This window comes from Comamonas koreensis, assembly GCF_014076495.1.
GTDB classification, from domain to species: Bacteria; Pseudomonadota; Gammaproteobacteria; order Burkholderiales; family Burkholderiaceae_C; genus Comamonas; species Comamonas squillarum.
Genome location: NZ_CP043575.1, coordinates 171,751 through 193,108, shown reverse-complemented (window position 1 = coordinate 193,108; position 21,358 = coordinate 171,751). Strand labels below are relative to the sequence as shown.

The window sequence follows — 21,358 nt, the reverse complement described above, 5'->3', positions numbered from 1 at the left end:
AATGACTCGTTCTCTTAAAAAGGGTCCGTTTGTTGACCATCACTTGCTGGCAAAGGTCGAAAAGGCCATCGCCACCAAGGACAAGAAACCAGTGAAGACCTGGTCGCGTCGCTCCATGGTTCTGCCCGATTTCATCGGTCTGACCATCGCCGTGCACAACGGCAAGCAACACGTACCGGTATATGTAACCGACCAGATGGTGGGCCACAAGCTCGGCGAATTCGCCCTGACGCGCACCTTCAAGGGTCACCCCGCTGATAAAAAAGCGAAACGATAAGGAGTAGACCATGTCTGAAACACGTGCAGTCCTCCGCGGCGTTCGCCTGTCGGTTGACAAAGGCCGTCTGGTTGCGGATCTGATTCGCGGCAAGAAGGTTGACCAAGCTCTGAACATTCTCGAATTCACGCAGAAAAAAGCTGCCGTGATCGTCAAGAAGGTTCTGGAGTCCGCTATCGCCAACGCTGAGCACAACGACGGCGCTGACATCGACGAATTGAAGGTCAAGACCATCTTCGTCGAGCAAGGCACCACGCTCAAGCGTTTTACCGCTCGCGCCAAGGGCCGCGGCAACCGCATCAGCAAGCCTACCTGCCACATTTATGTGACCGTGGGTAACTGAGGCCTAAAGGAAGAACATGGGACAAAAAATCCATCCTACCGGCTTCCGTCTGGCGGTCAGCCGTAACTGGTCTAGCCGCTGGTACGCAAGCAACCGTGATTTCGCCGGCATGCTGGCCGAAGACATCAAGGTTCGTGAGTACCTGAAAGAGAAGCTGAAGAACGCTGCCGTGGCACGCGTTCTGATCGAGCGTCCTGCCAAGAACGCCCGCATCACCATTTACTCGGCGCGTCCTGGTGTGGTGATCGGCAAGAAGGGTGAAGACATCGAGGCCCTGAAGAAGGAACTCGCTGCTCGCCTGGGCGTGCCAGTGGCTGTGAACATCGAAGAAGTGCGCAAGCCTGAAATCGATGCCCAGCTGATCGCTGACTCGATCACCCAGCAGCTCGAAAAGCGTATCCAGTTCCGTCGCGCCATGAAGCGTGCGATGCAGAATGCGATGCGTCTGGGCGCTCAAGGTATCAAGATCATGTCGTCGGGCCGTCTCAACGGTATCGAAATCGCACGTACCGAGTGGTACCGCGAAGGTCGTGTGCCACTGCACACCCTGCGCGCCGACATCGATTACGGCACCTCCGAAGCCAAGACCACCTACGGTGTGATCGGCGTGAAGGTGTGGGTCTACAAGGGTGACACTCTGGGTCGTAACGATCTGCCAGCCGCAGAAACGCCACGTCCTGAAGAAGAGCGTCGTCCACGTGGTCCTCGTCGTGACAACCGCAATGGCGATCGTCCATCGCGTGGCCCTCGTCGCCCCGCTGGTGGTAACACGGCTCCTGCAGACGGCAGCGACAAGCCCGCCGGCGCTGGTGCTGATTCCGTTAAGCGCGTTCGCAAGACTGACGCGCCCGCTACAGCAGCGGACGGTAAAGGAGAATAACTATGCTGCAACCTGCTCGCCGCAAATACCGCAAGGAGCAAAAGGGTCGCAACACTGGTATCGCAACCCGTGGTAACACGGTAGCGTTCGGTGATTTCGGCCTGAAATGCACGGACCGTGGCCGCCTGACGGCCCGCCAGATCGAGGCTGCACGTCGTGCAATCTCCCGTCACGTCAAGCGTGGCGGCCGTATCTGGATCCGCGTGTTCCCTGACAAGCCAATCTCGACCAAGCCAGCCGAAGTCCGTATGGGTAACGGTAAGGGCAACCCAGAGTACTACGTGGCTGAAATTCAGCCCGGTAAGATGGTGTTCGAAATCGTTGGCGTGCCCGAAGAACTGGCCCGCGAAGCGTTCCGCCTGGCTGCTGCCAAGCTGCCGCTGCGCACCACGTTCGTTACCCGTCAGCTTGGCGCTTAAATTCAGGAGAAATCGATATGACGAAAGCTGCTGAACTGCGCCAAAAAGACGTTGCTGGCCTGGAAGCCGAGATCAAGTCCTTGCAAAAGGCTCACTTTGGTCTGCGCATGCAAAAGGCAACGCAACAACTGGGCAACACCGCTACCATCAAGGCTACCCGCCGCGATGTGGCACGTGCCAAGACCATTCTTGCTGAAAAGCAAGCCGCCAAGTAATAGGAGCCGACATGACGGAAGCTAAAAAATCCCTCAAGCGCACCTTGATTGGCAAGGTGGTCAGCGATAAGCGTGAAAAGACCGTGACCGTTCTGGTAGAACGTCGCGTGAAGCACCCCATCTACGACAAGATCATGATCAAGTCCAGCAAGTACCACGCCCACGACGAAAAGGGCGAGTACAACACCGGCGATACGATCGAGATCACCGAGAGCCGTCCGCTCTCCAAGACCAAGAACTGGGTTGCTACCCGCTTGGTGCAAAAGGCTGCTTTGGTTTAAGTCTTTTGCGACTTGCACCAACGTAACTTCAAAAACGACCCACAATCTGTGGGTCGTTTTTTTATGCCCGTTTTGGCCCTCCGGCCGGCGGGATCACTGCCTGATGGGCAATTTACAAGGAGTACACCATGATCAAAGTTGGCGATTCGCTTCCCTCTGCAACCCTGAGCGAGTTTGTGGCGGTCGAAGGCAATGGCTGCAGCCTGGGCCCCAATGCCTTTGATGTGAGCAAGGAAGCGGCTGGCAAGACCATCGCTTTGTTTGCGGTGCCCGGCGCTTTCACGCCGACCTGCTCGGCCAAGCACCTGCCTGGCTACGTGGAAAAGGCAGACGCCTTCAAGGCCGCCGGTGTGGATGAAATCTGGTGCCTGTCCGTCAATGACGCCTTTGTGATGGGCGCTTGGGGCAAGGACCAGCACACCGAAGGCAAGGTGCGCATGATTGGTGACGGCGATGCCGCCTTTGCCAAGGCCACCGGCCTGACGCTGGACCTCAACGGCAAGGGCCTGGGCCTGCGCAGCAACCGCTACTCCATGCTGGTCAAGGATGGCAAGGTGGTGCAGCTGAACGTGGAAGCCCCTGGCCAGTTCACGGTCAGCGATGCCGACACCATCCTGGCCCAAGCCAAGCAGGCCTAAGGCCACATCGGGCTGCTGCTGCGCTGCAAGGCGTTGCAGGGCCTGGCCGGAATGCACAAAGCACGCCTGGGCGTGCTTTTTTGTGGCTGGCAGCGGTATCTGCAGTGCGCTGTTCCTAGCGCAGCGGTCAGGGATGGACGTCGGCCTTGAGGTAGTGCGTACCGGCGACGGGGTTGTGGTAGTAGGGCGGAATCTCTTCAAAGCCAAAATCGGCATAGAGCGCGCGGGCCGACTCCATGCTGTCCAACGTGTCGAGCAGGATGCAGTCATATCCCAGGCGGATCGCGCTGGCCATGGTGTAGTCCACCAGCTGGCGGCCCAGGCCAAAGCCCCGGAAGGCCTTGCGCACATAGAGGCGCTTCATCTCGCAGGCGTTGCTGTAGTCCACGTCGTCCATGGGCCGCAGCGCGCAGCAGCCGGCGACCGAGCCTTCCACCAGCGCCAGCACCAGGTCGCCGCGTGGGTCGCCATATTCGCCGGGCAGCTCGGCCAGCTCTTCCTCAAAACCCTGGAAACCCAGATCAATATCCAGTGACTGGGCATATTCCCGAAAGATCTCGCGGGTCACGGCGAGCTCTTCCGGTGTGGTGGGGTGCAGGAACGTTATCTCAGGTCGGTCCACAGCGGCGGCGCTTAGTCAAGGAATGTGCAGTGTAGCGCCCGCGCCATCGCAGGCGCCATTGAAAAACCGCCTATCAAGGGCGGTTTTCTTGGGGGGGTGCTGCAAAGGTTCAGGTCTCTGCGAGCAGCTTGTCGATCAGCTTGTGCAGCTCCTCAAAATTGGGCGCGCCCACATAGCGCTTGACCACCTGGCCCTGCTTGTTCACGACAAAGGTGGTCGGGGTGAGTTGGATGTCGCCCCAGTCCTTGGCAATCTGGCCGGTGTTGTCGATCGCGACCTTGAAAGGCAGCTTGCGCGACTCTGCAAAGTTGACGACATAGCTGGGCGGGTCGTAGTGCATGGCCACTGCCATGGTGTCGTAGCCACGGTCCTTGTACTTGTCGTAGGTCTTGATGATCTCGGGCATTTCCGCCACGCAGGTGGTGCAGCTGGTGGCCCAGAAGTTCACCAGGGTGACCTTGCCCTTCATGTCGGCCGTCGTCTGCGTGCTGCCGTTGAGCAGCACAAACCGGCTCTCGGGCGCGGCCGCCTGCCCCGTGCCCTGGTAGACAAAGGCACCAATGCCAATCGCCGCAGCGATGGCCAGCGTGGTGAGGACGGTGGTGGAGGTTTTTCGGGACATGGTGCTCGGAGTCAAGGCGGTGCCGAAAGTTCGGCGCTGTGGTCATTATGCGACCAGTGTTGCTGACGGGCGCAGTAAGCTGGCCATACCTGCGCGCACGGCTTGACCATCACAGTGCCGTGCCCATAATGGCCGGATGCCCCTGGCCCGCCGCCTGATCCTCACCACTGCCATGCTGCTGGCCGCCTGCAGCCCGGCGCTGAACTGGCGCGTGGTGCGCCTGGCCGATGCACCGCTGGACCTGATGCTGCCCTGCAAGCCTGACCGTGCGGTGCGTGAGCTGGCCTGGGGCACGCAGACCTTGGCCGTGTCGATGGTAGGCTGCAAGGCCGACGGGGCGACCTATGCACTGGCCCATGTGGCCCTGGCGCAGCCGCAGGATGCGGCCTCGGTGATGGTTGACTGGCAAAAGGCACTGCACCAGCAGCTGCAGATCGCCGATGCCTGGCAGCCGCTGCCCGGCGAGACCTTTGTACTGCCCGGTACCTTGGCGCTGCCCCAGGCACGCCAGCTGCAGTGGCAGGGCCGCAATGACCAGGGGCGCACCGTGTATGCGAATGCACGCTGGTTTGCGCGCGCCGAAGGGCCGCAGGTGCGCGTGTACCAGGCCCTGGTGCTGTCCGCTGAGCCTTTGGCCGCTGAGGCGCTGCAGAGCTTTGTCCAAGGTCTGCAGCTGCGTTAGGAGTCGCCGGATTGGCCACGGGCCAGCCCGGGCGCTTGGCTAAGCAACACTACCAATGTTGCAGTGCCGCAAAATCGCTACACTGGTGCAGGGTACGGCTGGGCCGGGATTGCCGCCTGCTGCATGCCCATTCACAGAACTTCTGGGTTTTTGATTTGATGAGCAACCGGATATTGTTGATCGCCCATGCACCGCTGGCCCAGGCGCTGGCGCAATGCGCCGCGCATGTGTTCCCCGACAGCGGAGAGCACCTGATGGCGCTGGATGTGCCTGCCAGCGCCGATCCGGTGGCCTGCCTGCAGGAGGCGCGGGCCATGCTCGACCACAGCCACAGCGGCCCCGTGCTGGTGCTGAGCGACGTGTTTGGCGCAACCCCGCATAATATTGCCCAGGAGCTGGCCAAGCGCCGCGCATCTACAAGGCTGGTGGCCGGTGTCAACCTGCCGATGCTGCTGCGCGCGCTGTGCTATCGCCAAGAAGCGCTGGACAGCCTCGTGGCCCGGGCGATTGCAGGGGGCAGCCAGGGCATTATGCAGGTGACGCAGAACACGCCACAGAACCAAAATATCCGAGCACATGATCAAGACCGCAGTCACCATCAGCAATAAACTGGGCCTGCATGCCCGTGCGTCTGCCAAACTCACCAAGCTGGCCGGCAGTTTTGCCTGCGAGGTTTGGATCACGCGGGGCGAGCGCCGCGTCAATGCCAAAAGCATCATGGGCGTGATGATGCTGGCCGCCGGCATCGGCACCGAGGTGACCATCGAGACCGATGGCGCCGATGAGCAGCAGGCCATGGATGCCTTGCTGGCCCTCATCAACGACAAATTCGGCGAAGGCGAATAAGGCGCAGCCTGGCGTCTGCAGCGGCGCGGGCTCGCTTTTCGCACCGGCCACGACCTTCCAGGCACGCCGCTGCCTGTCGGTGCTGGCAGGTTGCCCAGCTGGCACTGGCATGCGCCGCTCTTTACCTGAACGCCCGCCTTTCCCTGCGCTTTACCAGCCCCCGTGCTTGTACAGTCTTCTGAGACAGGCGTATAAATCAGCTTGGCGCAACGAGCGCGCCAGCGAAGAGGAAGATCCGCATGACATTTGCCATCCATGGAATTGCAGTGGCCCGGGGGATTGCCATTGGCCGGGCCGTCATGGCGGCGTCCAGCCACCTGGAGGTGACCCATTACCTGATCGAGCCCGACCAGGTGGCGCGCGAGATCGAGCGTGTGCGCAAAGGGCGGCTGGCAGTGATCGAAGAGCTGCAGCGCCTGCGCGGCGACCTGGGGGTCGATGCCCCGCAGGAGCTCGAGCCGCTCCTGGATGTGCACCTGATGCTGGTGCAGGACGACATGCTGTCCTCGGGCGTGCGCCAGCTGATCAGCGAGCGCCTCTACAACGCCGAATGGGCGCTGACCGCGCAGCTGGAGCTGCTGTGCCGCCAGTTTGACGAGATGGACGACGAGTACCTGCGTGAGCGCAAAGGCGATCTCGAGCAGGTGGTCGAGCGCGTGCTGCGCCATATGCGTGGCGTCTCCAGCCCGGTGGCGGCGCCCGTCAGCACGCCGCTGGGCGTGCAGGAGGGGCAGCACGACTGGGTGGCCGATGAGCGCGATGCGCCGATGGTGCTGATCGCCAATGACCTCTCGCCGGCCGACATGCTGCAGTTCAAGCAAAGCGTGTTTTCCGGGTTCGTCACGGCCGTGGGCGGCAAGACCAGCCACACCGCCATCGTCGCGCGCAGCATGGATATTCCGGCCGTGGTGGGCGCACGCACGGCCAGCCAGCTCATCCGCGCCGATGACTGGGTCATCATCGACGGCGATGCCGGGGAGGTGATTGTCGATCCCTCGCCGATCCTGCTGGAGGAGTACCGCTTCAAGCAGCGCCAGATGCGCCTGGAGCGCGAGCGCCTCTCGCGCCTGCGCGATACGCCCTCCATCACCATCGATGGCGAGCGCATCGAGCTGCTGGCCAATATCGAGCAACCCGGCGATGGCCCGGCCGCAGTTAAAGCGGGTGCCGTGGGCGTGGGGCTGTTCCGCACCGAATTTCTCTTCATGGGGCGGAGCGGCAAGGTGCCCGATGAAGAAGAGCAGTACCGCGCCTACCGCGAAGCGCTCGAGGGCATGCAGGGCATGCCGGTGACGATTCGCACACTCGACGTGGGCGCCGACAAGCCGCTGGACAAGGCCCAGCCCAAGGACTACTACCTCAACCCGGCGCTGGGCTTGCGCGCCATCCGCTTCAGCCTGGCCGACCCGGACATGTTCCGCACCCAGCTGCGCGCCATCTTGCGCGCCGCAGCGCACGGCCCGGTGCAATTGCTGTTTCCAATGCTCGCCCATGTCAGCGAGATCAAGCAGACCCTGGCGCTGGTCGAGCAAGCCTCGCAGGAGCTGCGCGAGCGCAATGTGCCCCAGGGCCTGGTCAAGCTGGGCGCGATGATCGAGATACCGGCCGCAGCACTGACGGTGCGCACCTTTTTGAAGTACTTCGATTTCCTCTCGATCGGCACCAACGATCTGATCCAGTACACGCTGGCGATCGACCGGGCCGATGAGGCGGTGTCGCAGCTCTACGACCCCTTCCACCCCGCCGTGCTGCGCCTGGTGGCCGAGGTCATCCAGGCGGCCAACGCCGCCGGCAAGGATGTCTGCGTCTGCGGCGAAATGGCCGGCGATACCGCGATGACCCGCTTGCTGCTGGGCCTGGGGCTGCGCAGCTTTTCGATGCAGCCCGCGCAGATCCTGGCCATCAAGCAGCAGGTGCTGCGGGCCGATACGCGGCGCCTGGTGGGCTGGGCCCAGCAGGTCGTCGATGCCGAGAATCCGGCCGATCTGTTGGAGAGCTAAGGCCTTCGCAGGGATTACTCCGCCGGCGTGCGAAAGCGGTTGCGGTACTGGCCCGGTGTCGTGCCCAGCTGGCGGCGAAACGCGCGCTGCAGCGTGTCGGTGGTGTTGAAGCCGCAGGTCTGGGCCACCCGCTCCAGCGGGGCATCGGTGGCCTCGAGCTGCTGGCGGGCTGCCTCCACCCGCGCAGCTTCCAGGTAGGCGGCCGGTGTCATGCCCAGCTCGGTCTTGAAGATACGGGCCAGCTGCCGGTCGCTCACATGCATCTGCTCGGCCAGGTCGGGCATCGACAGCGGCTGGCCCAGGTGCTCGGCGATGTACTGGCGCAGCTTGTCCATGCGGCGCGTGCTCGACAGCGGCTCGAGCATCACGCTGAACTGGCTCTGCCCGCCGGGGCGTTTCAAGAACATCACCAGCTGGCGCGCCACGCGCATCGCCAAGGTGTTGCCAAAATCCTCGGCCACCAAGGCCAGCGCCAGGTCCAGGCAGGTGGTCAGGCCCGCACCGGTCCAGATGTGGCCCTGCTGGATGTAGATGCGGTCGGCATCGACGCGGATGCCGGGATGGTCCTGGGCCAGCTGCGCGGCCGTGGACCAGTGCGTTGTGGCCTCCCTGCCGTCGAGCAGGCCGGCGGCGGCCAGAATATGGGCGCCGACACAGACCGAGGCCACGCGCCGGGACTGTCCCGCCAACGTCTGCACCCATTGGACGACAGCCGGATCGGCCAGCGCCTGCACGCGGCCCTTGGCATCGGTGTCGACCGAGCCCGGCACGATCAAGGTATCAATGGCCTGGTGCTGCAGGCTATCCAGGCGTATGTCGGGCAGCACGCGCACGCCTGCAGCGGTGGTGACCGGGTCCAGTGACTCTGCAGCCAGCAGCACCTGGTAGCCGCAGGGCGCTTCCATCTCGCGCTGCAGCAATGCAAATACCTCGGGCGGGCCGCTGATGTCGAGCAGGTCAACCCGGTCAAACAACACGATCACCATCAGGCGTTCAGGGTGCGGCATGCGTTCTTTCGTTCAAGGCGGGTGTCGGTTTCTGCGGCAAAGACGGCATTGTCCGAAGCGGGGGCTGTCCCTAAGATGCATCCATGCCGCCACCACTGCCGGTGGCGGTCAACCCTCTACACCAGGCCACCACCATGCATACCAGCACTTTACGCGAACTCAACCAACTTGACGCCAAGCCCGCGGTCCTGGCCCAGTCGACCCTGATTCTGGTCGACTACCAGAACACCTACACCCAGGGCGTGATGGCGCTCGAAGGCTGGGAGGCCGCGCTGGACGCCGCATCCCGCCTGCTGGCCCAGGCCCGCGCGGTCGGCGCCAAGGTGATCCATGTGATGCATGATGGCGGCGCGGGCTCGCCGTATGACATCCGCGCCGAGATCGGCCAGATCCATGCCAGCGTGGCGCCGCAGGCCGGGGAGCCGGTCGTCGTCAAGACCGCTCCCAATTCCTTCCACAACACCGATCTGGCCGAGCACGTCGATGCTGCCGGCAACGCGCAGCTGGTGATCATCGGTTTCATGAGCCATATGTGCGTCACCTTCACCGCCGAAGGCGCCTTCCTGCGCGGCAAGCGCGCCACCGTCGTTGCCAATGCCTGTGCCACCCGCGCGCTGCAGTCGGCTGCCGGTTCGGTCTCTGCCGTGCAACTGCACCAAAGCGCGATGGCCACCATCGGCGACCTGTATGCGGTGGTGGTGGGCAGCAGCGCGGCGCTGGGTTAAGACTGCGACTCTGGCGCGAGCCCCAACGCAAAAAGGCTGCCCGGTAGGCAGCCTTTTGCTGTGATGAACACCGCGCGTTTACACGCCAGCCGCGTGTGCCTGCTGGTCGGCGTGGTAGCTCGAGCGCACCATCGCGCCCACGGCGGCATGGGTGAAGCCCATCTTGTAGGCCTCTTCTTCAAACATCTTGAAGGTGTCGGGGTGCACATAGCGGCGCACCGGCAGGTGGCTGTTCGAGGCAGCCAGGTACTGGCCGATGGTCAGCATGTCGATGTTGTGGGCGCGCATGTCGCGCATCACCTGCAGGATTTCCTCATCCGTCTCGCCCAGGCCGACCATGATGCCGCTCTTGGTCGGCACGCTCGGATGCAGGTCCTTGAACTTCTTGAGCAGGTTCAGGCTGAACTGGTAGTCGGAGCCGGGGCGCGCTTCCTTGTACAGGCGCGGTGCGGTTTCCAGGTTGTGGTTCATCACATCGGGTGGGGCAGCCTTGAGGATTTCCAGCGCGCGGTCATCGCGGCCGCGGAAGTCCGGCACCAGGATCTCGATCTGGGTCGTGGGCGAGAGCTCGCGGATGTTCTTGATGCACTCGACAAAGTGGCCCGAGCCGCCGTCGCGCAGGTCATCGCGGTCGACGCTGGTGATCACCACATACTTGAGGCGCAGTGCGGCAATGGTGCGCGCCAGGTTCAGCGGCTCGTTCAGATCGAGCGGGTCGGGGCGGCCATGGCCCACGTCGCAGAACGGGCAGCGGCGCGTGCACTTGTCGCCCATGATCATGAAGGTCGCCGTGCCCTTGCCAAAGCACTCGCCGATGTTGGGGCAGCTGGCCTCTTCGCAGACGGTGTGCAGGTTGTTCTGGCGCAGGATGTCCTTGATCTCGTAGAAACGGGTCGTGGGGCTGCCGGCCTTGACGCGGATCCAATCGGGCTTTTTCAGCACCTCGGCTTGCTGGACCTTGACGGGGATGCGCGCCAGTTTGGCGGCCGCCTTTTGCTTGGCCAGCGGGTTGTAGGTGGCAGCGGACTGTGCTTCGCGCACGACTTCATTGGTGCTCATGATGCTCACTTTAGTTGTTTCACCGCGTTCTGTGCGAGATGCACGCACAAACCCGCTGGGGCCGTAGGCTCTGAGCAAGAACGGCCCGAGGCTGCTGCGCCGCCCCTTGGTGGGGACCAGGGCGTGCGCTGCGGCACCCGCTTATGCAGAACCGGCAGTCGCCAAGCGGGAGGACAGCTCGCGCGCCAAGGTCTTGGCCACGTCCTCCCAGTCGGCGTTAACCCCAATTGTAGAAAGATCGACGGTTTGCAGCCCGGCATAGCCGCAAGGGTTGATGCGGTGGTAGGGTTCCAGGTCCATCTTTACATTCAGGGCCACACCATGGTAGCTGCAGTGGCGGGTGATCTTGATGCCCAGCGCGGCAATCTTGCCCAGGCCGTCAAACACCGGCTCGGGTGCGGGGCTGGTGCCATCGCGCTGCACCGGGCGCTGGGCCAGCATCGCGTGGGAGAAGGGGTCATCGAGGCGCACATAGATGCCGGGGGCCCCCGCCACGCGGTGGCCGGTAACGCCCAGCGAGGCGAGGGTGCGGATCACCGCCTCTTCAATGCGGAACACATATTCTTTGACGAAGTAGCCGGCACGCTGCAGATCGATCAGCGGGTAAGCGACCACTTGCCCCGGGCCATGGTAGGTGACCTGGCCGCCCCGGTTGGTTTGTACCACTGGAATGTCGCCTGTATGCAACAGATGGCTGGGCAGGCCCGCAATGCCCTGGGTGAAAGTGGCCGCATGCTCACACATCCACAGCTCATCGGGCGTTTGCGGCGTGCGCTGCGCAGTGAATTGCTGCATGGCGTGCAGCGTGGTCTCGTAATCGGCCTGGCCAAGAAAGCGGGTCTGCATGGCGAAAAGCGGCCGCAACGGGCCGGCAAGGTTCACAAAGGTGACAACAAGGTGCGCTTACAGTACGACCTTGACCAGGGGGCTGGAGGTGAGCGCCCGGTAGAGGTTGTCGAGCTGTTCGCGGCTGGTGGCCGTCACGGTGATGGTGACACCCAGGTACTTGTCGCCGCTGCTGGGGCGCAGCTCTACCTTGCTGGCGTCGAAGAAAGGGTCGTGTTCCTTGGCGATGGCGGTGACCGCGTGGACAAAGCCGTCCTGGTTGAGCCCCATCACTTTAATCGGAAAGTCTGAGGGGTATTCGATCAGGGAATCTTTGCGAGGATCGGTGCCGGAATCGCTGGGGTCTGCAGCAGGTGTGTTGGTGCTCATTTTGCTATTAAAACAGAAGCTTGCAAGTGATGTGCCATCAGTCGATAAGCCATCTTCATGGTGTGGAATTTGTCGGATGCAGCTGACGTCAAAAGGGGCTGGATGGGGGCTTGTGTGCCGCAAAAAAACAGACGCGCAACAAAACGCTTCCCGTTTGCAACGGGTTTATCCTTATAATCGCAGGCTTTGGCTAGGTTGTTCTGCCCGGGAGCCAACACTATGACAACAAATGCTCCACAAGAAGAACATGTGGCCGAAGAATCGGACTTCAAGCCCCTGACTGCTCAAGAAGCAGCAGAGTGGCGCCAGCGCCATCCGCCGGTATCGGTGGTGCGTGTGGTGAAGTGGCAGCTGGTTGTCGGGGTGGTGCTCACCGTGTTGGTGGGTCTGGTGACGCAACGGGCCGGATGGATGTGGTCGGTGGCATACGGTGCGGCGGCGGTGGTGATTCCTGCTGCCTTTTTTGCACGTGGATTGCGGCTGCATCTGGGGGCTGGGCAAGAGAATCTTGCGATGGTCCGGTTCTTTGGTTTGGAGATCGCAAAATTGGTGCTGACCGTGGTGCTGCTACTGCTGGCGCCCCTGGTGGTGCCGGGACTCAACTGGTTGGCGCTGGTGTTGGGTCTGGTTGTAGTGATGAAGACGTACTGGTTGGCGCTTTGGCTGCTGACCAGATCTGCAAAAATTTTGTAATTGAGAAGAAGAGTTGTCCGATGGCCGCAGAAGCGAATGCACCCACTGCAAGTGAATACATCGTTCACCACTTGCAGCATCTTCAGAATATCAAGCAAAAGTCGATCATCGATTTCTCGGTGGTCAACCTTGATTCGATCTCAGTGAGCGTGATCCTGGGCGTGCTGGGCATCTTTGTGATGTGGCTGGCCGCGCGCACGGCCACCTCCGGCGTGCCTGGTCGTTTCCAGGCAGCAGTCGAGATGCTGGTCGAGATGGTGGATAACCAGGCCAAGGCCAATATCCACAACGCCCAATCGCGCAAGTTCATCGCTCCTCTGGCGCTCACCGTCTTCGTCTGGATTTTCCTGATGAACGCGATGGACATGCTGCCGGTCGACCTGCTGCCCCTGCTGTGGCAAGGCGCTACCGGTGACCACCACGCCTATCTGCGTGTCGTGCCTACCGCCGATCTGTCGACCACCCTGGGTCTGTCGACGGCCGTGCTGATCCTGTGCCTGTACTACAGCGTCAAGATCAAGGGTCTGGGCGGCTGGGCGCACGAACTGGTGTCCGCACCTTTTGGTACCAGCAAGAATCCTGTCTTTGCCGTGATTCTCGGCATCGTCAACCTGCTGATGCAGATTATTGAATACGTTGCCAAGACGGTGTCGCACGGTATGCGACTGTTCGGCAACATGTACGCTGGTGAGTTGGTGTTCATGCTGATTGCCCTGATGGGTGGCGCAGCCGCTATGTCGCTCTCTGGTGTGTTGCTCCCCGTGGGGCACATCATTGCAGGCACAATCTGGGCGATCTTCCACATTCTGGTGATTACTCTGCAGGCCTTCATTTTCATGATGCTGACGCTGATTTACCTCGGCCAGGCACATGAAGCTCACTAACTGTTCCCTTTCCTTTTTCTCTTAACCTTTCTTTTTTTTCTCAGGAGTCATCATGGAAAACGTTCTCGGTCTCGTCGCTCTGGCTTGTGGTCTGATTGTTGGTCTGGGCGCTATTGGCGCTTCGATCGGTATTGCTCTGATGGGCGGCAAGTTCCTGGAATCGTCGGCACGTCAGCCTGAGCTGATCAACGAACTGCAAACCAAGATGTTCATCTTGGCTGGTCTGATCGACGCTGCATTCCTGATCGGTGTTGCTATCGCTCTGCTGTTCGCTTTCGCCAACCCGTTCCAACTGGCCTAAGCTCCGATCAACGCCGTAGATAGAAAGGTGTTGCCGTGAGTATTAACGCGACCCTGTTCGTTCAGGCCATTGTCTTCTTGATTCTGGTGCTCTTCACGATGAAATTCGTGTGGCCACCTATTGCCAAGGCGTTGGATGAGCGAGCAAAGAAAATCGCCGATGGTCTTGCTGCTGCCGATAAGGCAAAGTCCGAGTTGACAGCTGTGAACAAGCGCGTTGAGGAAGAACTTTCCGCAACCCGCAATGAGACAGCGTCGCGTATCGCGGACGCAGACCGTCGTGCCCAAGCAATCGTAGAAGAGGCCAAGGCCCGTGCTACCGAAGAAGGCAACAAGATCATTGCCGCCGCTCGTGCAGATGCCGAGCAGCAAGTGATCCAGGCGCGCGAATCGCTGCGCGAGCAAGTTGCTGCTTTGGCTGTCAAGGGTGCTGAGCAGATTCTCCGCAAGGAAGTCAATCCTGCGGTACACAGTGATTTGCTCAATCGCCTGAAGACTGAGCTGTAAGGAAGCAACGAAATGGCAGAACTCGCCACCATTGCCCGTCCTTACGCTGAAGCCTTGTTCAAGGCCTGCACTGAAAAGAGTGTTGGCCTGAACGATGCCCTGTCTTGGACGGACGAACTGGCGGCGATTGCCGCCGATCCGGAAATGCGCCTGCTGGCCGACAATCCCAACGTCACCAACGAACAGGTGATCGATGTGATGGCCGGTGTGACGCTGGCACGCGGTTGGGCCTTGTCAGACCTGGCGCGCAACTTCCTGCGCACGGTGGTGGAAAACCGCCGTCTGGATGCGCTGCCTGAAGTGGCCTCGCAATTTCGCGCGCTGGTGAACCGTAACAACGGTTCCTCCGATGCGCTGGTGTACAGCGCCTTCCCCATGGATGACTCCGCATTGAATGCGCTGGGCACCGTGCTGGAAAAACGCTTTGGCCGCCCACTGAATCTGAGCACCACCGTGGACGAGTCGCTGATTGGCGGCGTTCGCGTTGTGGTGGGTGACGAGGTGCTTGACACCTCGGTCAAGGCCCGTCTGGAACAAATGAAAGCAACCCTCACTGCTTAAAGCAGTTCGAGGATTCGGCTAAACCATGAAAAGGAGTGAGTAATGCAACTCAATCCCGCAGAAATTTCTGAACTGATCAAGAGCCGCATTGAGGGTCTGTCAGGCAATTCCGATATCCGTAACCAAGGTACGGTGGTGTCGGTGACCGACGGTATCGTGCGCGTGCACGGCCTGTCCGATGTGATGGCCGGCGAAATGCTGGAATTCCCAGCCACCGCCGATGGTCAACCTTCCTTCGGTCTGGCTCTGAACCTGGAGCGTGACTCTGTTGGCGCCGTGATCTTGGGTGAATACACCCACATCTCGGAAGGCGACATCGTCAAGTGCACCGGCCGTATTCTGGAAGTGCCCGTGGGCCCGGAACTGGTCGGTCGCGTGGTGAACGCCCTGGGCCAGCCTATCGACGGCAAGGGTCCTATCAACGCCAAGATGACCGACGTGATCGAAAAGGTTGCGCCTGGTGTTATCGCCCGTCAATCTGTGGACCAGCCCCTGCAATCGGGTATCAAGTCCATCGACGCGATGGTGCCCGTGGGCCGTGGCCAGCGCGAGCTGATCATTGGTGACCGCCAGACCGGTAAGACCGCTGTCGCGATCGACGCCATCATCAACCAAAAGGGCCAAGGCGTTACCTGCGTGTACGTGGCCATTGGTCAGAAGGCTTCGTCGGTCAAGAACGTGGTGCGTGCGCTGGAGCAAGCCGGCGCGATGGAATACACCATCGTCGTGGCCGCTACCGCTTCTGAATCCGCTGCCATGCAGTACGTGTCGGCCTACTCGGGTTGCACGATGGGTGAGTACTTCCGCGACCGTGGCCAAGACGCCCTGATCGTGTATGACGACCTGTCCAAGCAAGCCGTGGCTTACCGCCAAGTGTCGCTGCTGCTGCGCCGTCCACCAGGCCGCGAAGCGTTCCCTGGCGACGTGTTCTATCTCCACAGCCGCCTGCTCGAGCGCGCAGCCCGCGTGAACGCGGACTACGTGGAAGCCTTCACCAAGGGTGAAGTCAAGGGTAAGACGGGTTCGCTGACGGCTCTGCCCATCATCGAAACCCAAGCCGGTGACGTGTCGGCCTTCGTGCCTACCAACGTGATCTCGATCACCGACGGCCAGATCTTCCTGGAAACCAGCCTGTTCAACGCCGGTATCCGTCCCGCTATCAACGCCGGTATCTCGGTGTCCCGCGTGGGTGGTTCCGCTCAGACCAAGCTGATCAAGGGCCTGTCCGGCGGTATCCGTACCGACCTGGCGCAGTACCGTGAACTGGCTGCTTTCGCGCAGTTCGCTTCTGACCTGGACGATGCAACCCGCAAGCAACTCGACCGCGGTGCCCGCGTGACCGAGCTGCTCAAGCAAGCCCAGTACAGCCCTCTGCCCGTCGCTCTGATGGCCGCTTCGCTGTTTGCCGTGAACAAGGGTTTCATGGACGACATCGAAGTCAAGAAGGTCCTGCCTTTTGAATCGGGTCTGCACCAGTTCCTCAAGACCAGCTACGGCGCCTTGGTGGACCGTCTGAACGAGAAGAAGGCTTTCGACAAGGAAGGCAAGGACGAAGCTGAACTGACTGCAGCGATCACTGCATTCAAGAAGTCCTTCGCTTAATCCGGTCGAGGAGTCATCATGGCAGCAGGCAAGGAAATACGCGGCAAGATCAAATCGGTGGAAAACACCAAGAAGATCACCAAGGCCATGGAAATGGTTGCCGCATCCAAAATGCGCAAGGCGCAGGAGCGGATGCAGGCAGCCCGTCCATACAGCGAGAAGATTCGCGCAATTGCAGCTCACCTGAGCCAGGCAAACCCCGAATATGTCCACCCCTTCATGGTGTCGAATGACGTCAAGAAGGTGGGCGTGATCGTGGTGACGACTGACAAGGGCCTGTGCGGCGGCATGAACACCAATGTGCTGCGTGCCGTGACGAACAAGCTCAAGGAACTGCAATCTGCGGGTGTCAGCACGGAAGCCGTGGCCATTGGCAGCAAGGGTCTGGGCTTTCTGACGCGCGTGGGTGTCAAGGTGGTGGCCAACGCTACCGCCTTGGGCGATACGCCGCATCTGGATGCGCTGATCGGCCCGGCCAAGGTTTTGCTCGACCAGTACGCTGAGGGCAAGCTGAGCGCGGTCTATTTGTGCTACACCAAGTTCATCAATACGATGAAGCAGGACTCGGTTGTGGAGCAGTTGCTGCCCCTGTCGCAAGAAGCGATCCAGGGCTCGGCACCGGCTGCATCCCACGGCTGGGACTACATCTACGAGCCCGATGCGCAAAGTGTGATCGACGAGCTGCTCGTGCGTTATGCGGAATCGCTGATCTATTCGGCCGTTGCAGACAACATGGCTTCCGAGCAGTCTGCGCGCATGGTGGCCATGAAGGCCGCTACCGACAACGCCGGCAACGTCATCAACGAGTTGAAGCTGATCTACAACAAGACGCGTCAGGCTGCGATTACGACCGAGTTGTCGGAAATCGTCGCAGGCGCCGCGGCTGTGTAATACAGCTCGACTGAAATCAATATTGGAGCAACAAATGGCTCAAGTACAAGGCAAGATTGTTCAATGTATCGGTGCGGTGGTGGACGTTGAGTTCCCCCACGGCAGCGTGCCTAACGTGTATGACGCACTGAAGCTCGAAGGCACTGCCCTGACGCTGGAAGTGCAGCAGCAGCTGGGCGACGGCGTGGTGCGTACCATTGCGCTGGGCTCGTCGGACGGTATCAAGCGTGGCCTGATGGTCACCAACACCGGCAAGGCGATCACCGTGCCCGTGGGCAAGGCAACCCTTGGCCGCATCATGGACGTGCTGGGTAACCCCATCGACGAACGCGGTCCTGTGGACCAGACCTTGACCGCTTCCATCCACCGCAAGGCGCCCGCTTATGACGAGCTGGCCCCTGCACAGGAACTGCTGGAAACCGGCATCAAGGTGATTGACCTGGTGTGCCCGTTCGCCAAGGGCGGTAAGGTCGGTCTGTTCGGTGGTGCCGGTGTGGGCAAGACCGTGAACATGATGGAGCTCATCAACAACATCGCCAAGGCGCACAGCGGTCTGTCCGTGTTCGCCGGCGTGGGTGAGCGTACCCGTGAAGGTAACGACTTCTACCACGAAATGTCGGACGCCGGTGTGGTGAACCAGGAGTCGCTCAACGACTCGAAGGTTGCCATGGTGTACGGCCAGATGAACGAGCCACCAGGAAACCGTCTGCGCGTGGCGCTGACCGGCCTGACCATGGCTGAAGCGTTCCGTGACGAAGGCAAGGACGTGCTGTTCTTCGTGGACAACATCTACCGCTACACGCTGGCCGGTACCGAAGTGTCCGCACTGCTGGGCCGTATGCCTTCGGCCGTGGGCTACCAGCCTACGCTGGCCGAAGAAATGGGCCGTCTGCAAGAGCGTATCACCTCGACCAAGGTGGGTTCGATCACCTCGATCCAGGCCGTGTACGTGCCAGCGGACGATTACACCGATCCATCGCCAGCAACGACCTTCGCCCACTTGGACTCCACCGTGGCGCTGTCGCGTGACATTGCTTCGCTGGGTATCTACCCTGCGGTGGACCCCCTGGCGTCGACCAGCCGCCAGCTGGACCCCCAAGTGGTCGGTGAAGAGCACTACTCGGTCGCCCGCCAAGTGCAGGGTACCCTGCAGCGCTACACCGAACTGCGCGACATCATTGCGATTCTGGGTATGGACGAACTGGCTCCCGAAGACAAGCTCGTCGTGGCCCGCGCTCGCAAGATCCAGCGTTTCCTGTCGCAGCCTTTCCACGTTGCTGAAGTGTTCACGGGCGCTCCAGGCAAGTACGTGCCGCTGTCGGAAACCATCCGCGGCTTCAAGATGATCGTCAACGGCGAGTGCGACCACCTGCCCGAGCAAGCCTTCTACATGGTTGGCACGATCGACGAAGCCATCGAGAAGGCGAAGAAGATCTAAGCTTTGCAGAACGGGCTGCCGCACGCAGCCCTGCTCGCAAACTAGTTTCTTTTTCACTCTGAGGATCAAAGATGAACACCTTCCACGTTGATGTGGTCAGTGCTGAAGAATCCATCTTCTCCGGCGAAGCCCGCTTTGTGGCTTTGCCTGGTGAAATGGGCGAACTCGGTATCTACGCCCGCCACACGCCGTTGATCACCCGCATCAAGCCGGGTTCGGTGCGCATTGAGAAGGCCGACGGCGGCGAAGAGTTCATCTTCGTGGCTGGTGGCATTCTCGAAGTGCAACCCGACTGCGTGACCGTGCTGTCCGACACCGCTGTGCGCGGCAAGGACCTGGACGAGCAAAAAGCGGTTGAAGCCAAGCAAAAGGCTGAAGAAGCCCTCAAGAACGCCAAGGGCGAGCTTGACCTGGCCAAGGCCCAATCCGAGCTGTCCGTCATGGCCGCCCAGATTGCCGCCCTGCAAAAATACCGCAAGAAGCGCTGATCCGCTGTTTGCGCAACTGCCACAGGAAAACCACCGCATGCGGTGGTTTTTTTACGCCCGTACCGGATGCGTCGGAGCAGGCCCCGTCTGCAGCACCTGCTGCATATGGATGGTTTGCCACAGCGGGTCGGCATCCTGGTGCAGGGTGATAAAACCCTGGCGCTGCCAGAAGGTTTGCGCGCCTGGCAAAAAAGGATGCGTGTGCAGGTAGAGCCGCTGCACACCCTGCTGCAGCGCCCGCTGACGCAGCTGCGCGAACAGCACGCCAGCCAGGCCTTGCCGGCGCCAGGCCGGGTCCACATACAAGCGCACCACCTCGGCGGTGCCTGCACTGGGCACGGTCAGATGGGCAAAGCGCCCGTCATAGGCGCGGTAGGCAATGCTGCCGATGACGCGGTCGCCCTGCCAGGCCGCCAGCATGCAGCCGCCGGGCGATGCGTAGACCGAGGCAAAGTCGCGCAGGTCGGCCTGCGGCGTGTTGGTATCGACCCGATCGCCAAACATGGTTTGGCGCGCCGCCTGCAAAAAGGCCGCCACCGGCGCGAGATGTTCAACGCGGCGGATGCCGTATGCGCTGGGTGTAGTGGGTGGGTGGTTCATGGCCATCAAACGGCCTGCAGCTTAGCATGCAGGCCCTGTAAATCGGCTACAGTACAGCCACTTTGGTTTCGCAAGAACATGCGCACGGCAGGGTGCCGGGGCATGAGGGAATCCAGGGAGCGCGAGCCGGCAGCCAGCGCCCCAAACGGAACTGCCCCCGCAACTGTAGGCCACGAGCAGGCCATCCATGCGCCACTGAACTGCGGTTCGGGAAGGCGATGGTCTGCGCAGACCGGCCAGTCAGGAGACCTGCCAAGGTCATGCATTCACAACCCACTGGCAAGCCCCTGGTTTGCACAGAGAAACAGGCATGCCACCGGTTTGCGCGCTGCAAGGCGAACATCGCAAACACCGGTGATGCAAACCCATTCATGGCGGATGTGCGTGTGTTTTGATCATGACCGGCGGGGTGTCCGGGCGGTGAGCAGCGTCTCGTCTGCGCAAGCCTGTCCTGGCTCCACCGGGCAGCGCCCCGCACCGGATCGGCTCGCACGGCCCGCATGCCCAGCCTCTACCTAGAGAGACGATTCCGATGCCTGTTCGCCGTTTTGCGCTGCCTGCCCTGTTGGCTACCTGTGTATTCACCTCGCTGTCCGCCTGGGCTGCCCCTTATCCGATGCAGCTGCACAACTGCGGCTACGCGGTGTCCCTCAAGCAGGCGCCCGCCTCGGTCGTCACCATCGGCCAGGCCGGCACCGAGATGCTGTATGCGCTGGGTCTGGGCGACAAGCTGGTGGGCACCTCGCTGTGGTTCAACGCCGTGCTGCCCCAGTTCAAGGCGATCAATGACAAGGTGCCACGCCTTGCGGACAACGACCCGAGCTTCGAGTCGGTGATCGGCAAGCGCCCGGCACTGGTGGTGTCGCAGTTCGAGTGGATGGTCGGCAAGGACGGCGTCGTGGGCACGCGCGAGCAGTTCCATGACCTGGGCATTGCCACCTATGCGATGCCCTCCGACTGTGAAGGCAAGAACAACCTCAAGGGCGCCGATGGCACCCGCACCGCGGCCTACGATGTGCAGGCGCTCTACAAGAGCATCACGCAACTGGCGCAGCTCTTTGATGTGCAGCCCCAGGGCGAGCGCCTGGTCAAGGACCTGCGCGAGCGCCAGGCCAAAGCGGTCGCCAAGGTCCAGGCGGCGCAGCAGCCGAACCTCTCGGCTGCGCTGTGGTTCTCCAGCGCCGATCTGGCCATCGACCCGTATATGGCTGGTAAGAATGGCGTTGCCGGCTACATGCTGCAGACCTTGGGCCTGCGCAATATCGTCGACTCGTCCGAAGAATGGCCCACCGTGGGCTGGGAGACGATTGCCAAGGCCAACCCCTCGGTCCTGGTGATCGCCCGCATGGACCGCCGCCGCTTCCCTGCGGACGACTACCAAAAGAAGCTGGAGTTTCTGAAGATGGACCCGGTCACCCAGCACATGGATGCGGTCAAGAACAACCGCATCGTCATTGTTGATGCCGATGCGCTGCAAGGCTCGATCCGCCTGGTCGATGGCATGGAGCAGATCAGCGATGCGGTACGCAAGCTCGGCCCAGCGGCCGCGCGTTGATCAGCCGC

At 61.5% G+C, this 21,358-nt stretch carries 29 protein-coding genes and 1 riboswitch; of the genes, 22 read left to right on the top strand and 7 right to left on the bottom strand.

Going from position 1 to position 21,358, the window contains the following annotated elements:
- The first annotated feature begins 1 nt into the window (after window position 1).
- The 7 genes from rpsS to F0Q04_RS00910 all read left to right on the top strand — a co-directional run bounded on the left by rpsS (window position 2) and on the right by F0Q04_RS00910 (window position 3,053).
- Entirely contained in the window at window positions 2-277 is a 276-nt protein-coding gene (gene rpsS, locus F0Q04_RS00940; protein WP_027010580.1) for a 30S ribosomal protein S19, read from the top strand.
- 10 nt (window positions 278-287) lie between these two features.
- Window positions 288-620, top strand: coding sequence for a 50S ribosomal protein L22 (rplV, locus tag F0Q04_RS00935; protein WP_021025597.1), 333 nt, complete (start codon window positions 288-290; stop codon window positions 618-620).
- Window positions 621-636: 16 nt separating this feature from the next.
- Window positions 637-1,500 (top strand): 30S ribosomal protein S3, encoded by an 864-nt coding sequence (gene rpsC, locus F0Q04_RS00930; RefSeq protein ID WP_021025598.1) that lies wholly within the window; start codon window positions 637-639, stop codon window positions 1,498-1,500.
- Between the two features lie 2 nt (window positions 1,501-1,502).
- On the top strand, window positions 1,503-1,919 hold the full coding sequence (gene rplP, locus F0Q04_RS00925) for a 50S ribosomal protein L16 (protein WP_021025599.1): 417 nt from the start codon (window positions 1,503-1,505) through the stop codon (window positions 1,917-1,919).
- 17 nt (window positions 1,920-1,936) lie between these two features.
- Complete coding sequence (gene rpmC, locus F0Q04_RS00920; protein WP_021025600.1) at window positions 1,937-2,134, top strand: 50S ribosomal protein L29; 198 nt, start codon at window positions 1,937-1,939, stop codon at window positions 2,132-2,134.
- Between the two features lie 11 nt (window positions 2,135-2,145).
- On the top strand, window positions 2,146-2,415 hold the full coding sequence (gene rpsQ, locus F0Q04_RS00915) for a 30S ribosomal protein S17 (protein WP_021025601.1): 270 nt from the start codon (window positions 2,146-2,148) through the stop codon (window positions 2,413-2,415).
- Window positions 2,416-2,543: 128 nt separating this feature from the next.
- Window positions 2,544-3,053, top strand: coding sequence for a peroxiredoxin (locus F0Q04_RS00910; RefSeq protein ID WP_116926821.1), 510 nt, complete (start codon window positions 2,544-2,546; stop codon window positions 3,051-3,053).
- A 127-nt stretch (window positions 3,054-3,180) separates the two neighbouring features.
- On the opposite strand, the gene F0Q04_RS00905 is transcribed toward F0Q04_RS00910, so the two are convergent.
- Both F0Q04_RS00905 and F0Q04_RS00900 read right to left on the bottom strand, forming a co-directional pair.
- Entirely contained in the window at window positions 3,181-3,675 is a 495-nt protein-coding gene (locus F0Q04_RS00905; protein WP_116926822.1) for a GNAT family N-acetyltransferase, read from the bottom strand.
- A 109-nt stretch (window positions 3,676-3,784) separates the two neighbouring features.
- Window positions 3,785-4,297 carry a TlpA family protein disulfide reductase gene (locus tag F0Q04_RS00900; RefSeq protein WP_116926823.1) on the bottom strand — a complete coding sequence of 171 codons (513 nt, stop codon included), beginning with the start codon at window positions 4,295-4,297 and terminating at the stop codon, window positions 3,785-3,787.
- A 136-nt stretch (window positions 4,298-4,433) separates the two neighbouring features.
- Here F0Q04_RS00900 and F0Q04_RS00895 point away from each other — a divergent pair, with 136 nt between their 5' ends.
- The 4 genes from F0Q04_RS00895 to ptsP all read left to right on the top strand — a co-directional run bounded on the left by F0Q04_RS00895 (window position 4,434) and on the right by ptsP (window position 7,825).
- Window positions 4,434-4,979, top strand: coding sequence for a hypothetical protein (locus tag F0Q04_RS00895; RefSeq protein ID WP_116926824.1), 546 nt, complete (start codon window positions 4,434-4,436; stop codon window positions 4,977-4,979).
- Between the two features lie 158 nt (window positions 4,980-5,137).
- Window positions 5,138-5,587, top strand: coding sequence for a PTS sugar transporter subunit IIA (locus F0Q04_RS00890; RefSeq protein WP_116926825.1), 450 nt, complete (start codon window positions 5,138-5,140; stop codon window positions 5,585-5,587).
- Window positions 5,556-5,825 (top strand): HPr family phosphocarrier protein, encoded by a 270-nt coding sequence (locus F0Q04_RS00885; RefSeq protein WP_116926826.1) that lies wholly within the window; start codon window positions 5,556-5,558, stop codon window positions 5,823-5,825. Before F0Q04_RS00890 ends, F0Q04_RS00885 begins: the two co-directional genes overlap by 32 nt.
- Before the next feature lie 239 nt (window positions 5,826-6,064).
- Window positions 6,065-7,825: a phosphoenolpyruvate--protein phosphotransferase gene (gene ptsP, locus F0Q04_RS00880; RefSeq protein WP_116926827.1), complete on the top strand. Its 1,761-nt coding sequence runs from the start codon at window positions 6,065-6,067 to the stop codon at window positions 7,823-7,825.
- Window positions 7,826-7,839: 14 nt separating this feature from the next.
- Here the strand turns inward: ptsP and F0Q04_RS00875 are convergent, their stop codons facing one another.
- Window positions 7,840-8,832 (bottom strand): GlxA family transcriptional regulator, encoded by a 993-nt coding sequence (locus F0Q04_RS00875; RefSeq protein ID WP_182344012.1) that lies wholly within the window; start codon window positions 8,830-8,832, stop codon window positions 7,840-7,842.
- 134 nt (window positions 8,833-8,966) lie between these two features.
- Here F0Q04_RS00875 and F0Q04_RS00870 point away from each other — a divergent pair, with 134 nt between their 5' ends.
- Window positions 8,967-9,557 (top strand): cysteine hydrolase family protein, encoded by a 591-nt coding sequence (locus tag F0Q04_RS00870; RefSeq protein WP_116926860.1) that lies wholly within the window; start codon window positions 8,967-8,969, stop codon window positions 9,555-9,557.
- A 78-nt stretch (window positions 9,558-9,635) separates the two neighbouring features.
- Here the strand turns inward: F0Q04_RS00870 and lipA are convergent, their stop codons facing one another.
- From lipA to F0Q04_RS00855, 3 genes are all read right to left on the bottom strand, one after another.
- Entirely contained in the window at window positions 9,636-10,616 is a 981-nt protein-coding gene (gene lipA / locus F0Q04_RS00865; protein ID WP_182344010.1) for a lipoyl synthase, read from the bottom strand.
- Window positions 10,617-10,757: 141 nt separating this feature from the next.
- Window positions 10,758-11,462, bottom strand: a complete 705-nt coding sequence (lipB, locus tag F0Q04_RS00860) for a lipoyl(octanoyl) transferase LipB (protein WP_116926829.1) — start codon at window positions 11,460-11,462, stop codon at window positions 10,758-10,760.
- A 57-nt stretch (window positions 11,463-11,519) separates the two neighbouring features.
- The gene (locus F0Q04_RS00855; RefSeq protein ID WP_116926830.1) at window positions 11,520-11,831 is read right to left on the bottom strand and encodes a YbeD family protein; all 312 of its coding nucleotides are present in this window, start codon (window positions 11,829-11,831) and stop codon (window positions 11,520-11,522) included.
- A gap of 219 nt (window positions 11,832-12,050) precedes the next feature.
- On the opposite strand from F0Q04_RS00855, the gene F0Q04_RS00850 reads away from it, so the two are divergent.
- The 9 genes from F0Q04_RS00850 to F0Q04_RS00810 all read left to right on the top strand — a co-directional run bounded on the left by F0Q04_RS00850 (window position 12,051) and on the right by F0Q04_RS00810 (window position 19,195).
- A complete protein-coding gene (locus F0Q04_RS00850) occupies window positions 12,051-12,524 on the top strand; it encodes an ATP synthase subunit I (RefSeq protein WP_021025613.1) in 474 nt (157 codons plus the stop codon).
- A gap of 20 nt (window positions 12,525-12,544) precedes the next feature.
- Complete coding sequence (gene atpB, locus F0Q04_RS00845) at window positions 12,545-13,408, top strand: F0F1 ATP synthase subunit A (RefSeq protein WP_021025614.1); 864 nt, start codon at window positions 12,545-12,547, stop codon at window positions 13,406-13,408.
- 52 nt (window positions 13,409-13,460) lie between these two features.
- Entirely contained in the window at window positions 13,461-13,709 is a 249-nt protein-coding gene (atpE, locus tag F0Q04_RS00840; protein WP_021025615.1) for a F0F1 ATP synthase subunit C, read from the top strand.
- A 35-nt stretch (window positions 13,710-13,744) separates the two neighbouring features.
- Complete coding sequence (locus F0Q04_RS00835; protein WP_021025616.1) at window positions 13,745-14,215, top strand: F0F1 ATP synthase subunit B; 471 nt, start codon at window positions 13,745-13,747, stop codon at window positions 14,213-14,215.
- A 12-nt stretch (window positions 14,216-14,227) separates the two neighbouring features.
- Window positions 14,228-14,776, top strand: a complete 549-nt coding sequence (locus F0Q04_RS00830; protein ID WP_116926831.1) for a F0F1 ATP synthase subunit delta — start codon at window positions 14,228-14,230, stop codon at window positions 14,774-14,776.
- Window positions 14,777-14,818: 42 nt separating this feature from the next.
- Window positions 14,819-16,378, top strand: a complete 1,560-nt coding sequence (gene atpA / locus F0Q04_RS00825; protein WP_116926832.1) for a F0F1 ATP synthase subunit alpha — start codon at window positions 14,819-14,821, stop codon at window positions 16,376-16,378.
- Between the two features lie 18 nt (window positions 16,379-16,396).
- Complete coding sequence (atpG, locus tag F0Q04_RS00820; RefSeq protein ID WP_021025619.1) at window positions 16,397-17,269, top strand: F0F1 ATP synthase subunit gamma; 873 nt, start codon at window positions 16,397-16,399, stop codon at window positions 17,267-17,269.
- Between the two features lie 34 nt (window positions 17,270-17,303).
- A complete protein-coding gene (gene atpD / locus F0Q04_RS00815; protein ID WP_116926833.1) occupies window positions 17,304-18,707 on the top strand; it encodes a F0F1 ATP synthase subunit beta in 1,404 nt (467 codons plus the stop codon).
- A gap of 71 nt (window positions 18,708-18,778) precedes the next feature.
- Window positions 18,779-19,195, top strand: coding sequence for a F0F1 ATP synthase subunit epsilon (locus F0Q04_RS00810; protein ID WP_021025621.1), 417 nt, complete (start codon window positions 18,779-18,781; stop codon window positions 19,193-19,195).
- A 51-nt stretch (window positions 19,196-19,246) separates the two neighbouring features.
- On the opposite strand, the gene F0Q04_RS00805 is transcribed toward F0Q04_RS00810, so the two are convergent.
- Entirely contained in the window at window positions 19,247-19,795 is a 549-nt protein-coding gene (locus F0Q04_RS00805; protein ID WP_182344008.1) for a GNAT family N-acetyltransferase, read from the bottom strand.
- Window positions 19,796-19,841: 46 nt separating this feature from the next.
- Window positions 19,842-20,067, top strand: a riboswitch (cobalamin riboswitch).
- A 260-nt stretch (window positions 20,068-20,327) separates the two neighbouring features.
- On the opposite strand from F0Q04_RS00805, the gene F0Q04_RS00800 reads away from it, so the two are divergent.
- Entirely contained in the window at window positions 20,328-21,350 is a 1,023-nt protein-coding gene (locus F0Q04_RS00800; protein ID WP_116926834.1) for an ABC transporter substrate-binding protein, read from the top strand.
- Window positions 21,351-21,358 lie beyond the last annotated feature (8 nt).